This is a genomic window from Marinomonas piezotolerans (genome assembly GCF_003362755.1).
In the GTDB taxonomy this organism is placed as follows: Bacteria; Pseudomonadota; Gammaproteobacteria; order Pseudomonadales; family Marinomonadaceae; genus Marinomonas; species Marinomonas piezotolerans.
Genome location: NZ_QKRA01000003.1, coordinates 342,365 through 354,622 on the forward strand (window position 1 = coordinate 342,365; position 12,258 = coordinate 354,622).

10 protein-coding genes and 1 tRNA gene are annotated in these 12,258 nt (G+C 43.8%); 9 read left to right on the plus strand and 2 right to left on the minus strand.

What is annotated here, in order from left to right; genetic code table 11:
* Nucleotides 1-503: 503 nt before the first annotated feature.
* Genes DN730_RS09070 through derI form a run of 3 tightly spaced genes read left to right on the plus strand, consistent with a single transcriptional unit; the run spans nucleotide 504 to nucleotide 2,535 of the window.
* Nucleotides 504-1,280 (plus strand): DeoR/GlpR family DNA-binding transcription regulator, encoded by a 777-nt coding sequence (locus DN730_RS09070; protein ID WP_115467797.1) that lies wholly within the window; start codon nucleotides 504-506, stop codon nucleotides 1,278-1,280.
* Entirely contained in the window at nucleotides 1,277-2,062 is a 786-nt protein-coding gene (locus DN730_RS09075; RefSeq protein ID WP_115467798.1) for a triose-phosphate isomerase, read from the plus strand. The genes DN730_RS09070 and DN730_RS09075 overlap by 4 nt, the downstream gene beginning before the upstream one ends.
* Before the next feature lie 11 nt (nucleotides 2,063-2,073).
* Nucleotides 2,074-2,535, plus strand: a complete 462-nt coding sequence (gene derI / locus DN730_RS09080; protein WP_115467799.1) for a D-erythrulose-4-phosphate isomerase — start codon at nucleotides 2,074-2,076, stop codon at nucleotides 2,533-2,535.
* Between the two features lie 367 nt (nucleotides 2,536-2,902).
* On the opposite strand, the gene DN730_RS09085 is transcribed toward derI, so the two are convergent.
* Entirely contained in the window at nucleotides 2,903-3,361 is a 459-nt protein-coding gene (locus DN730_RS09085) for a hypothetical protein (protein WP_147290572.1), read from the minus strand.
* A 321-nt stretch (nucleotides 3,362-3,682) separates the two neighbouring features.
* A tRNA-Arg gene (locus tag DN730_RS09090) sits at nucleotides 3,683-3,759 on the minus strand.
* A 214-nt stretch (nucleotides 3,760-3,973) separates the two neighbouring features.
* Between DN730_RS09090 and DN730_RS09095 the strand changes: the two genes are divergently transcribed.
* The 6 genes from DN730_RS09095 to DN730_RS09120 all read left to right on the plus strand — a co-directional run bounded on the left by DN730_RS09095 (nucleotide 3,974) and on the right by DN730_RS09120 (nucleotide 12,252).
* Nucleotides 3,974-4,867 carry a DUF4394 domain-containing protein gene (locus DN730_RS09095; protein ID WP_115467801.1) on the plus strand — a complete coding sequence of 298 codons (894 nt, stop codon included), beginning with the start codon at nucleotides 3,974-3,976 and terminating at the stop codon, nucleotides 4,865-4,867.
* A gap of 17 nt (nucleotides 4,868-4,884) precedes the next feature.
* Nucleotides 4,885-5,496, plus strand: coding sequence for a methylamine utilization protein (locus tag DN730_RS09100; protein WP_115467802.1), 612 nt, complete (start codon nucleotides 4,885-4,887; stop codon nucleotides 5,494-5,496).
* Nucleotides 5,496-7,880 carry a bifunctional diguanylate cyclase/phosphodiesterase gene (locus DN730_RS09105; RefSeq protein WP_115467803.1) on the plus strand — a complete coding sequence of 795 codons (2,385 nt, stop codon included), beginning with the start codon at nucleotides 5,496-5,498 and terminating at the stop codon, nucleotides 7,878-7,880. Before DN730_RS09100 ends, DN730_RS09105 begins: the two co-directional genes overlap by 1 nt.
* Nucleotides 7,881-8,132: 252 nt before the next feature.
* The gene (locus DN730_RS09110) at nucleotides 8,133-9,056 is read left to right on the plus strand and encodes a GntR family transcriptional regulator (protein WP_115467804.1); all 924 of its coding nucleotides are present in this window, start codon (nucleotides 8,133-8,135) and stop codon (nucleotides 9,054-9,056) included.
* Nucleotides 9,057-9,116: 60 nt separating this feature from the next.
* Complete coding sequence (locus tag DN730_RS09115; protein WP_115467805.1) at nucleotides 9,117-10,400, plus strand: glycosyltransferase; 1,284 nt, start codon at nucleotides 9,117-9,119, stop codon at nucleotides 10,398-10,400.
* 793 nt (nucleotides 10,401-11,193) lie between these two features.
* Nucleotides 11,194-12,252 carry a polyamine ABC transporter substrate-binding protein gene (locus DN730_RS09120; protein WP_115467806.1) on the plus strand — a complete coding sequence of 353 codons (1,059 nt, stop codon included), beginning with the start codon at nucleotides 11,194-11,196 and terminating at the stop codon, nucleotides 12,250-12,252.
* Nucleotides 12,253-12,258: the final 6 nt, after the last annotated feature.

A 12,258-nucleotide genomic window follows, 5' to 3' on the forward strand; every position in this document is an offset into this window, starting at 1 on the left:
CTTCGATCATTAATAAGCAGAACCTTTGGGTTTTGCTTTTTTGTGGCCCTAAGGCCAGTACAAAAATATCCCGCAGTACCTTCAGGAGGACTGCGGGACTAAGGTCGAGGAAGGTACTCAATGAAATTATGTGACGAGATGTTAAAATGTTATTTTGTTAGAAATAACACAAAAATACTCTGTTATCTCACTGGCTGTGACATCTTGGCCTCAGGGTGATCAAAGATCCGCACAAAATATCCCAGAAAGACCCCATCAAAGCTCCATTATTCCGTCTTTAAGTCCCCAAATATCTCTTAAGATGATATTCTTTTGTCCATTAGAGCGGCGTAGTAGCGTCGTTTTAGCACAATAATGTGATAAAACCCTCATTTCTCTTGAGTACGATGTTAAGTTAACACTTAAAATCACAAAGTAAAACAAATAATGTTAAAAATAACTTTTAAAATGTGATTTTAGGGTTTATAACATACTCAAGAGATTTGCTATCAAGGCGAGTTGTTATGAAACGAGACGAACGAAGACAGCAAATTATCGATCTGTTAGTAGAAAACGGTGTGGTGGACTTAGAGGAATTAGGCCTGCGCTTTGATGTGTCTAAGATGACCATTCACCGTGATCTCGACGAACTGGAAGCGGCGGGCTTACTGAGGAAAGTCCGTGGTGGTGCCACCATCGAAGCAGGCATGCAGTTTGAAAGTGATTTCAGGTTGCGTGAACGCCAAGGTGGCCAAGGCAAGGAGCGAATGGCTGAACAAGCTTTAACACTTGTTGAGCCAGGCATGACAGTGATGGTGAATGACGGCTCTATGGCTGCAGTGTTAGGTAAATTGTTACCTAGCAAAAAGCCTCTGACCGTGATCACCAACAATGCGGCCATTATGGAAGCTCTTAAGTTCGAAAATGGTATCGATTTGATTGCACTCGGGGGAGAGTATTCCGCCAAGTACAATGGCTACTTCGGCGTCCTAGCGGAGCAGAATTTAACCAGTTTGCGTGCAGACATTGCATTTTTGTCGAGCCCAGCGGTATCCGGAACCCAAGTGTTCCACATGGATGCGGATGTGGTACGAGTGAAAAAAGCCATGTTGGGTGCAGCCGTTAAGACCTGTTTGCTGGTAAATCACACTCGTTTTGATCGCGTGGCATTGCACGTTTTGGCAGATCTCGAAGATTTTGACTGGGTCATCACAGACCAGGTTCCAGAGTCGGCCATTGCAGAGCATCTGTCTAGTGCCGGCATTCAGTTAACGATAGCGAGATCACCGGAAGCCACATGACAACGACAAAGCAATTTTGGGTAGGCACAAGTTGGAAAATGAACAAAACCCTAGCTGAGGCACAAGCCTTTGCGGCGGCTTTGAAAGAATTCGATGGGCAAGCTGAGGACTGCATTCAACGATTTGTGATTCCTTCTTTTACCAATGTTCGTGATGTCAAACAGATCCTCAAAGGGACATCGGTCAAAGTGGGCGCTCAAAATATGCATTGGGCGAATCAAGGGGCGTGGACGGGTGAAGTATCCCCCTTAATGTTGAAAGACTGCGAGCTGGATATTGTTGAGCTTGGCCATTCGGAGCGCCGTGAGCATTTTGGTGAAACCAATGACACAGTGGGACGAAAGGTTGAGGCGGCGATTCGTCACGGGTTAGTGCCTTTGATTTGTATTGGTGAAACCTTAGCGGACAAAGACAGCGGCAAGGCTGCCGAAGTATTGACAGAAGAAGTGCGTGGTGCACTGCAATATCTGACTGATGCGCAAAAATCCGCGCCGATCTTATTTGCTTATGAGCCTGTATGGGCTATTGGTGAAAACGGTATCCCAGCGTCTGCCGACTATGCAGACGCGAGACAAGCTGAAATTCTGGACGTGGCTCATAGTGTATTAGGGCGTAAGGTGCCTTGTTTATACGGTGGCTCAGTGAATCCTCAAAATTGTGAAGAGCTCATCGCCTGTGAGCACATTGATGGCCTGTTTATCGGTCGTTCTGCTTGGGATGTTGAGGGTTACGTAGACATTCTAAGTAAGTGTGCAGCAGTTGTTAGAGCACAATCAAACTAGGAGATCACACTATGAAAATTGCAATTGCTGGCGATAGTGCTGGAGAAGTTTTGGCGCAAGCCTTGGTAGAACATTTAAAAGGGCGTTTTGACGTAGCGGATTTATCCCGTGATGAAGCGGGCAATCCAGATGATTTTTACGCAAATATGTCTGATCGAGTTGCGTCTGCCGTCCTTGAAGGACAATATGACCGCGCAATCTTATGCTGCGGTACAGGTATTGGAGTGTGCATCGCTGCCAGTAAAGTTCCGGGTATTCGAGCTGCTTTGACTCATGATACTTATTCAGCAGAGCGTGCGGCCTTGTCGAATAATGCGCAAATAATAACAATGGGGGCGCGTGTGATTGGTCAAGAGCTCGCGAAATCCATTGCTGAGGCGTTTCTTAAAGAAACATTTGATGAAAGTGGTCGCTCCGCTGAAAATGTAAAAGCAATCGATGCGATAGATTCTAAGTACCATTTGAATATATAACGTATTAATCTCATGAGTGTTGGCGGGGCGATTTTTAGCCTGCCAACACATTTAATTTTAGATAATAATATTTGTTTTGCTTTATGCGTTTCTCTTAAATTTTTAAAATATATCTCATAGAAAGTGCATATCTGGTTCCCTCAATAGCTTTCCCTGTCCTGCGATTTATTAAGTTAATCCCTAACCACCCAAATTCACCTGCTTTAGCATCATTGTTTGCTAAAGCGGTTTCAAACGACTCTTTTTTCGATATTCCTAAGTTCTTTCTCCAGTGAGGGATACATTTTCTCATGATGTTGCTATGACTTTGGCCTTTGCCATGCAGTAGGGAGAATGTCAGCGTGACATCATCAGTTTTAAGTAAGGACTATGCTTCGACAATAGACTTTGCCGCCTCAACACTTGTGAATCTTATTAAGTGGTTTCGCTTTTGGGTATACAGTTGGAACCCGTTTAAAAGTATTTGTAGCTGTTTTGGCTGATTCTTACCCAGCTCAGCAAGTGACTTAAGTAGGCTTAGATACGCTGGGCGATCTTGAACCGTTTTTCTGGGTTTTGCGGGTAGGGGAAGCGTTTCGCCGTTATAGCTTTCTAAATTGATTTTCTTGGCGTTCGATATGTCGAATTTTTGAGCACCTGCACCCAAAAGTGAAAGTAGATTGTTCTGCCATATTTCAATATCGGACGTAGCTATACTAGTGCTATCAGATAGCTGCGAGAGCTTATCTAATGTATTGGGGCTCTGTATTAATTTGAAGAGAACCTTACGACATTGATCAAACTCTTTTTCGAGGTCGCTATTTGAGGACTCAAGACTAAAGTTCATGATCGCTTCTGCGGGTGTTATAGGTATTGTTTTCTGATCGTTATCGTGACTGAATTTGTTAGTAATTAGCTGATTTAACTTTGAGTAATTTAAATTTTTTATAGGTATGTGAGGCTTAACGATCAGCACCACATATTTGGAGTGATGGCACCAAATAGTCACTTTTTGGTCACTAGTGATAAATAATAGTGTAGGTGTGACTAAAAGAAGGTAAAGGTGTCTTTAATAAGTTTGGTTTTAATCCATCAAATATTGATGACGTAGGGAGTACAAGTGAGTTGAGGTAGGAGAGTACTTTTTACCAATGACTGTATAAGAAAGTGGTACGCCCGAAAGGATTTGAACCTTCGACCTTCGCCTCCGGAGGGCGACGCTCTATCCAGCTGAGCTACGGGCGCATTGCACTAGGGCGCGAATTATAAGGGCTTGAGGCTGGGGACTCAAGACAGAATTTAGCTTTGCGTCACAAAATTACTGTTAAGCTGCAGCAATCACTAATCTGCAATATTTAGATTTCCCTAAAATTTCGATTTTGGTGTAGTCAAAAGGAATTTAAACGTGCGTAATACGTCTATAATGCTAACAATTGTTTGACGAATTAAAGGAATCTGTATGTCTAAATCTAATGTTCGACAACGAGTGATTGGTGCAACACTGGCTATGAGCGTTGTATTTGCTGCGCCTGCCTTTGCGGAAAGTAGTATGAGTACGATGCCCACGTCGGTGTGGGCGATCGATGATCAGCATAAATTGATCAATGTGAATCCCAAGCAGCCTTCAAATGTCAAAAAATCTGTCCAAGTTACAGGCTTGGCCGAGGATGACAAGATTATTGGAATTGACTTTCGCGTTGCCTATGGCGATATGTATGCACTAGCGAATACAGGGCGTATTTATCTAATCAATTTTAATACTGGTGAAGCAACGTTAGTGCCGGGATCGTCTCCTGTCGACTATATGGCAATGGGACCTTATGGGTTTGACTTTAACCCCGCGGCAGACAAGCTTCGTGTTGTTGGCGGTAAAAACCGTAATCTACGTTTACATCCCGAAACAGGCGGAATTGTTGACTTTGACAAAACAGTTCCCGCAACACAAGTGGATCCTAAATTGGCGTACAGTGAAAGCGATCAATTTGCGGGCGAGCTGCCTGATATCGTAGCAGCGGGTTACACGTATAATACAAAAGACAGCAAGCTGACGACGAATTATGCGATTGATCGTCGTAATGGTATGTTAGTGATGCAAGGTACCAAAGAAGGAGCAACGCCCTCCGTCTCTCCGAATTTAGGCGTATTGTATTCTGTTGGACACCTAGGGCTAGGTGCGATTCGTGATGCATCTATGGACATTAGTGATGTTAACAATGTTGCATTAGCCGCCATATTAAGCAGCCAAAACGAGCACACTGTGTTGGTAGAAGTTGACCTTGACACGGGGCGAAGCTACACATTAGGTACGCTAGGATCAGGTACTCATTACACAGGTTTTGCTATCGAACCTTAGTATAAGGACGTTTCTTAATGCAGAAATCGTTGTTTTTTGCAGCATTCTTATTGTCGGCGATGTCTATGTCCTCGTTGGCATCGGACATCCAAATAACGGTGTTGGATAATAGAGGTGAGCCACTTAAAGATGCGGTGGTGTTTTTGAAGTCAGATGCCTTGATCGCAACAGCGAAGCCTTTAGATGGGGTGGAAATGGCACAACAAGATCGCGAATTTGTGCCTGGTTTACGTGTAGTCACTCGTGGTAGTGGGGTTGAGTTCCCTAATCGTGACGATGTGCGCCATCATGTGTACTCTTTTTCACCCGCTAAGACCTTCGAGTTGAAGCTCTATATAGGGAAGCCCAAAGCGCCCGTTGTATTTGATGAAGAGGGGGTTATTGAGCTCGGGTGCAATATTCATGACACCATGCTGGGCTGGGTTTTGGTGACCTCGACACCTGTGTATGCCAAGACGGATGCAGAAGGTAACGTTGTTTTCAAAGGACATAAAGCGGACCAATATACGCTTGATGTATGGCATCGTTCTTTCCCCTATGGTGCACCTTATGAGCAATCATCATTGGCCGTTGCCAATGATGATGTTAGCCATACGATTAGGCTGTCTTCGACGGGAGGCGCGTTTTAATGAGGCGCCTCCTTGCACTGTTGCAATCTCGGCTTTCCACAAAGTTCGTTTTATTCACTCTGCTTTTATTGATCATTATTCAAGCTGCTGGCTTTTTGATTGTACGTGAAACTGTTGATCGTCATGTTCGAGCCCAATCAAGCGAATCGATCGCGGTATCTGAACGTATTTGGGAGCAGTTTCTAACGCAAGTTCATGATCGATTACAAGAAGGTGCTGAAGTGCTTTCTGCTGACTTTGGTTTCCGGTCGGCAGTCGCTTCAAGAGATGAAAAGACCATAGCGTCCGCATTGGTTAATAGCAGTGAGCGGATCGGGGCATCGGTGGCCATTTTGGTTAACCCTCAGTGGGAGTTACAGGCTTCTTCCTCTCAACACTCGATGACTTCCAAAAGTTTGGATGTGTTGATTCATCATTTAGCTGAATCCCATAGTAATAATGATAACGCTGATTTAATTGCTATTTATGATGGCCAGCCAACACAATTTGTGTGGGCTCCGGTTCGAGCGCCTCGTGTCGTGGGGCATGTCTTGATGGGATTTACGATCCAAGAAAGCCGAATTCAAGATGCTAGTGAACTAGCTGATGTTGATATGGCGCTACTCACAAACGATGGAAATTCAATCAAAGTACTTGCCAGTGCACCAAAGTTCTACGATTACTTCGCCGATCATATTTCGCCAGCGTATTTTTCTGATCGAGGGCAACGAGAGCTTACGATTGATGATGAAACCTATGTGACCGTTACTCAGGGCATGGAGGTAATTGGTGGAGACATCAGTATTGTGTTTATGGAGTCTCTAACCCAAGCAAGTGCCCGATTTAATCTTCTCGCTGATCAGTATCTTATTATTACTGGTGCGGGCGTGTTGATATTTGGTCTCTTGATTATTTGGCTTTCTAATCGTGTTACTCATCCTTTGGTAGCGTTAACCAAGGCGACCAGCGCTCTTGAAAAAGGGGACTTTCACGCTGACATTGGCGGTTTTGAGCGGCATGACGAGATCGGTGTCCTCGCTCGTAGCTTTGACGGTATGCGGACCAGTATCAGTGATCAGCAGGCAAAAATTAAACAGCTTGCGTATTACGATCCACTGACTTCTTTGCCCAACCTAATTAACTTTCGTACACACGTGCAGCAGGCCATTGAATCGCAGCAGTACGATCGAGTGTCCATTATTACCATCAACTTAGACCGATTCAAGCAAGTCAATGATGTGCTTGGTTATGAGATGGGGGACAATATACTCAAGGCAACAGCTAACCGTATTACGGCCATAGACTGTATTGAGCCCGATCAAGTTGCACGAGTAAGTGGAGACGAATTTTCGATATTAGTGTTACCTAATTGCACGTCGAATATGGACGTCGCCAAAGCGTTGCAAAATGCTCTTCGTGAGCCAATGGAGATTGATGACACGCAAATAGACTTGAGCTCAAGTATTGGTATTGCATCATGGCCAGATGATGTAGCGGATTGCAATAATTTGATCAACGCGTCCCAGCTAGCCATGTATTCGGCGAAAGCACGAAAAGAAGAAATCGTTGAATATCGAGAAGATCTAGTGACGTCTGCACCAGAAAACCTAGGGCTATTGTCTGAGTTACGTCGAGCGGTTCGACAAAATGAGTTGCGTGTTTTTTTGCAGCCTAAAGTGGATACGCGTAGCCATGAAGCCGTCGCAGCAGAAGCTTTGATCAGATGGGAGCATCCAGAGAATGGCATGGTTGCGCCATATCGTTTTGTCCCCTTTGCTGAACAAACGGGGTTCGTCAGAGAACTGACCAAATGGATGATTCGAGAGATTGCTAAAAATTGGCATGCCTTGCAGCCAGAAACCGGCATGTTACGCATTTCGGTCAACTTGTCGACACGAGACTTGATGACTTCTGGGTTGCCAGAATTTTTGCACGACGTGCTAGAGCGGTACCAGGTACCTGCATCGGGTATGTGCTTAGAAATCACCGAAAGCGCTATTATGGATGACCCTAAATTCGCCGAACAAACATTAGCGAAGTTGTCTGCTATGGGGTTCCGGTTGTCCATAGATGACTTTGGTACAGGGTATTCGTCGCTGGGGTATTTAAAGCGCCTTCCGGTGAATGAGTTGAAAGTTGATCAATCGTTTGTGTTTGGCATGATTGAAAATCCAAATGACTTGGTGATCGTTCAGTCAACGATCGATTTAGCCCATAATCTAGGTTTAGATGTTGTCGCTGAAGGGGTAGAAACCGTTGAGATGTATGAGGCGCTAAGTCAACTGGGCTGCGAGGAAGCTCAGGGGTATCTTATTAGTCGGCCTATGCCTATGGAAGAGTTCAAGGCATGGCGTCAGGATTGGTCTTTAAAACAGGCGTCGAGTGATCATCCCGTTTTTTCATAGTATAGATTTAACGAATCAGCTCGGAAGAGAGCGCTCATATTAAAAACTTATCATGGAAAAGAGCATGGTATTGCGGCGCTTGGTGTTCCAAACCTATGCTTCAGTACACCTCGTAAGCGCAGGTTTTACCGCTATTGTATGATAAAAGCATAAAATGCTGACTTGTTTGTGGTATTTTTTGTAAAATTAATACAGGCTAGTTATATGTGTTATTTTACTCAATTGCCCTTATGAACAGGAGGTCTACAGCGAGTGTCTAGTGAAAAGCCTGTACGTCCTAAGAGTAATCATATTGAATTAGCGAAAAAGCTGATTGATATCGTGTCCGCAAAAGGAATGAGTGTCGGCGATAGGTTGCCTGAAAAATACTTTGCCGATCAATGCGGCGTGTCTCGTACATTAATTCGTTCAGCTTTTAAGCTATTGAAAGAACGGGGTGTTCTTGATTGGAAAGAGGAGGTGGGCTACACGCTGATCGCTTCGTCTCATGATTTACTAGATTTTCAAGATGGGCTCCCAGCAGCAAGTGAGAGTGCGTTAGCAGACCAAATTCTATTGGATCGAACGGCGCGTCGGATCGCTCAAAGTGTGTCTGTTAGTGCGCTTACTCGACGATACAATGTTACTCGTCAGCGCGTATTAAGCGCGCTACAAAAGCTTCAAAGTGATGATTTAGTTAGTCAATCGGCTAGTCAATCTTGGGTGTTTCAGACGTTGTTGGATAATGCTGATTCGATAAAAGAGAGTCTAGAGTATCGTTTGGTCGCGGAGCCAGCAGCTATTTTGGCAAATGGTTTTAAGTTACATCAGCAGCTTGCTGTATCACTTCGTAAACAAATCGAATCCTTTTTAAAGGTCCCTGTTGGGGGGGCAGATCTTCAGCTGTTTATCCAGCAGGATGTGGAATTCCATCTGTTGCTCGCCACCTCCTCAGGTAATCGCTTTTTGGCGGACAGCTTGACCAATCATCACAGACTAAGGCAGTTGCCAAATGCGAGGATCAGTCTTACTGATTTTCGTATGCGTCAAGCGCACATGGAGCATTTAGAGATACTAACGATGATTGAGTCGGGTCAATTTGATGCTGCGGCAGATATGATGAAGGTTCATTTGAGATTGTCGCAGAGCTTGAGGCCTAGTACTGTAAACCGCGGAAGTCCCCCCCTTTTTAAGTAAAGTGTTATCCTTGCGTTACTCTTTGGGTGGGCCCCATAAATACATAATTGAGTTGTTTGAATGTCGAATCGTGCTCCATTAATTGCTTTTTTTCCCGAGGCCAGCTTTGGTGCTGCGCTTAATTGCGTCGCTATAGCACAATCTCTAGCGGAGTTGGGTGCTGAATCTGTGTTTGTGTGCCATCCCGGTTTTTCAGGTGTGTTCTCTCAATATGGTTTTAAGGAGTATCATCTTTCTCGCGATGTCGATGTCTCTCAAGATGAAACGGAAGATTATTGGCAAGAGTTTATTGAGCGGCATACTCCGCATTTTTCATTGTCTCCTCTTGATCAGCTAGATACGTACGTGGGTCCCACTTGGGATGCAATTGTAGAAACAGTAGAAAAGGAAGATGGGTCTCTTTATTCCTTGCTGGGACGATTGTCACCAGATTTAGTAGTGTTGGACAATGTCATTATGTTCCCCGCTATTCTGCGTTTGTCCATACCTTGGGTAAGAGTTATTTCTTGTGTGGAAACAGAGCTGGCGGATGCGAATGTTCCGCCTTACCTTTCGGGGTTGTCTGTGGGAGATGAGTCAGCAATTCAGACATTTAATGAAGCTTATTTAAAAGCTGTGGAGCCCGCTTGGCATCGTTACCAAAAATTTCGGCAAAGTCATAAATTACCCGTTTTATCTGATGGGGAATTTCTAGAGCCTTCGCCTTGGCTTAACCTTTTGTTAGCGCCCTCTATGGTAAGGCGAGAGCGCAGTGAGGTATTGCCCAAAGACAAATTTGTATATCTCGAAGGGTGTGTGCGACGAGAAGCCCCCTTTAATCTGCCGGTATTTGCAAAAGACACGTTTCCCCTTGTCTATGTGAGCTTTGGCAGTCTAGGGGCGATTGATGTTGCTCTGATGCAAAGAATGATCCGTGTTTTTGAGCGGATTGAAGCAAGATTTATTGTTAATGTCGGGGGGTTTTTAGAAAATTATGACAATGTTCCTGACAATGTGTTCTTAGGGGCGTGGTTCGCTCAGCCTTCTATCGTTAAATTAGCCGATTTGTTCGTTCACCATGGCGGTAACAATAGCTTTTGTGAGGCGTTGTATTTTGGTGTTCCTTCTTTGGTGATGCCCTATTGTTGGGATGGTCATGATAATGCTATTAGAGCCGTTGAGACAAAAACCGGTAGCATGTTGCACCGTTCAAATTGGACGGATGAAGAATTGAAGGATCATATAGAATCGTTGCTTGATAATAACTCTATGAAGAAGCGTCTGCGGGATAATGCAAGGGTCATGCAGCAGCAGCCGGGATCTGCTACGGCCGCGAATGCAATTTTAGCGTTGTGCTCTAAGTAAGTTCTCAATGCATAATTTTTTGCTACTGTAATTAGTCAGCTTGTTCGTGAGCGTATATCTGTAGTGGTCTGATTGTTGATGCCACTACAGAACTCATTCGGATATACATTTCTGTATATCCAACTCTATTCTAAACGGGCTCGTAACTGCCTTGTTACGTTAGTTTAACCTCCCTTATAGGTTGTGGATAATGTCAATCCTGTTATTGGGATGTTCCATACTCTACCTTTCTAATCCCTCCTGAAACAACGTTTTTAACCGTACCTAGAAGGTATGCAGTCAGTATTTCTTATGGTTCTTCAGTAAATTGTTTACCAAGCAAGCTGAAGTGTGCAAAGGGTGTGAATGCGTAACTAATGTTGTGCTGCGTGAATTCTAGAGCATTTCTTTCGAGATTTTTTATTTTTAGTTGACTCCCATAATTTTGTGATTTTCCAGATAGGGTTTTATAACTGTCTGTTTTAATTGGTGATTTATTATATCTGGATTGCTCTTCTTAGACGAAACTGGGTGTTCAGTCTTTACGTTTTAAATGAGTCTGTACCCTTCACTTGATTGGATAGGTCGTCGGGAAATGAACTTATATTTTTATCCATTGGTATTTTTTATAAAAAAAGTACTAAAAAACAGGTTGATTATTTTTTAATCTGGGTCCATATTATTTTCACAGACTTTATGAATTGCTTGATGCCGGTAGATCGGTTTTGCGGTCTGAATCTGATTGCGGCCTCTTTTTCGTTTGGTTTTGTAGATTGAAGTGAGTGAAAAATGACCTGCTAGCTTGGAGAATGATATGAGAATGGTTCGAGACTTTATTGTTAAAAGTTTTAGTGTTTCAGTCCTTTTTGCCGCAATAGCCAGTACAAACGCTGCAGCAGATGGTTTGGTGATTTCAAACTGGGATGGCTACATGGCGGCAGATGCGTTGCATAATTTTAAAGAGACTACCGGAATAGAATCCGAAATGGTTAACCATGCAACCAATGAAGAGATCATGGGTAAGCTAATCGCATCGAAAGGCAAAGGATATGATGTGGTATTTGTGTCCTCGCCATTTGCTGAAGTTTTGCATCAATTGGGCCTTGCTGCTGAAATAGACCATTCTAAAATTCCAAATCTTGCCAACCTTTACCCAGAAGCGAATAAACTCCCTCATGATCCGGGCAATACGTTCTCTGTCCCTTACACTTGGGGGACGACAGGGTTGTGTTATCGTGAAGATCTGGTTTCCCAAACACCAGATTCATGGAATGATTTGTTGAAGCCTTCAGCTGAGCTAGACGGAAAAATTACGATGTTGTCTACAGACCGTTGGTTACTTGCCGCTGGTTTCTTAGCGAATGGCTACTCCGTCAATGAAACAGACTCTAAAAAACTTGAGCAAGTTAAAGATGATTTAATTGAAGCTAAGAAACATCTGCTTGCCTACGATGATACAACGTTTTACGCCAAGCTGGTTTCTGGAGAAGCCTCACTGGTCCACGCTTGGGATGGCTGGTGCAACTACGGTATTGCCGAAAGTACCGACATTAAGTACGTCGTTCCAAAAGAGGGGACTGATTTATGGGTCGATACAATGGTGGTGATGAAAAGCTCTAAAAATATAGACGCGGCTTATACGTTTATCAACTATTTGTTGGATGCTAAGAACCATTCCTGGGCCGTAGAAAACATTTTATATAAAGTCCCGAATAAAGCGGCAATGGAAATCGTTGATCCATCTTACGCCATTCAATATCCAAATCTCGCAATGTCTCCTTCCGAACTTACTTCTTACGAAGAGCTTCGTGATGTTGGTAAATCCCAACGAGCATACTCTCGAGCAGTGAGTGAAATAAAAGCCTCTCAATAATTTAAC

Excerpts from the sequence above, each read along its gene's own strand:
- DN730_RS09070 (WP_115467797.1), top strand. The coding sequence starts at position 504 with ATGAAACGAGACGAACGAAGACAGCAAATTATCGATCTGTTAGTAGAA.
- DN730_RS09075 (WP_115467798.1), top strand. The coding sequence starts at position 1,277 with ATGACAACGACAAAGCAATTTTGGGTAGGCACAAGTTGGAAAATGAAC.
- derI (WP_115467799.1), top strand. The coding sequence starts at position 2,074 with ATGAAAATTGCAATTGCTGGCGATAGTGCTGGAGAAGTTTTGGCGCAA.
- DN730_RS09085 (WP_147290572.1), bottom strand. The coding sequence starts at position 3,361 with ATGAACTTTAGTCTTGAGTCCTCAAATAGCGACCTCGAAAAAGAGTTT.
- DN730_RS09095 (WP_115467801.1), top strand. The coding sequence starts at position 3,974 with ATGTCTAAATCTAATGTTCGACAACGAGTGATTGGTGCAACACTGGCT.
- DN730_RS09100 (WP_115467802.1), top strand. The coding sequence starts at position 4,885 with ATGCAGAAATCGTTGTTTTTTGCAGCATTCTTATTGTCGGCGATGTCT.
- DN730_RS09105 (WP_115467803.1), top strand. The coding sequence starts at position 5,496 with ATGAGGCGCCTCCTTGCACTGTTGCAATCTCGGCTTTCCACAAAGTTC.
- DN730_RS09115 (WP_115467805.1), top strand. The coding sequence starts at position 9,117 with ATGTCGAATCGTGCTCCATTAATTGCTTTTTTTCCCGAGGCCAGCTTT.
- DN730_RS09120 (WP_115467806.1), top strand. The coding sequence starts at position 11,194 with ATGAGAATGGTTCGAGACTTTATTGTTAAAAGTTTTAGTGTTTCAGTC.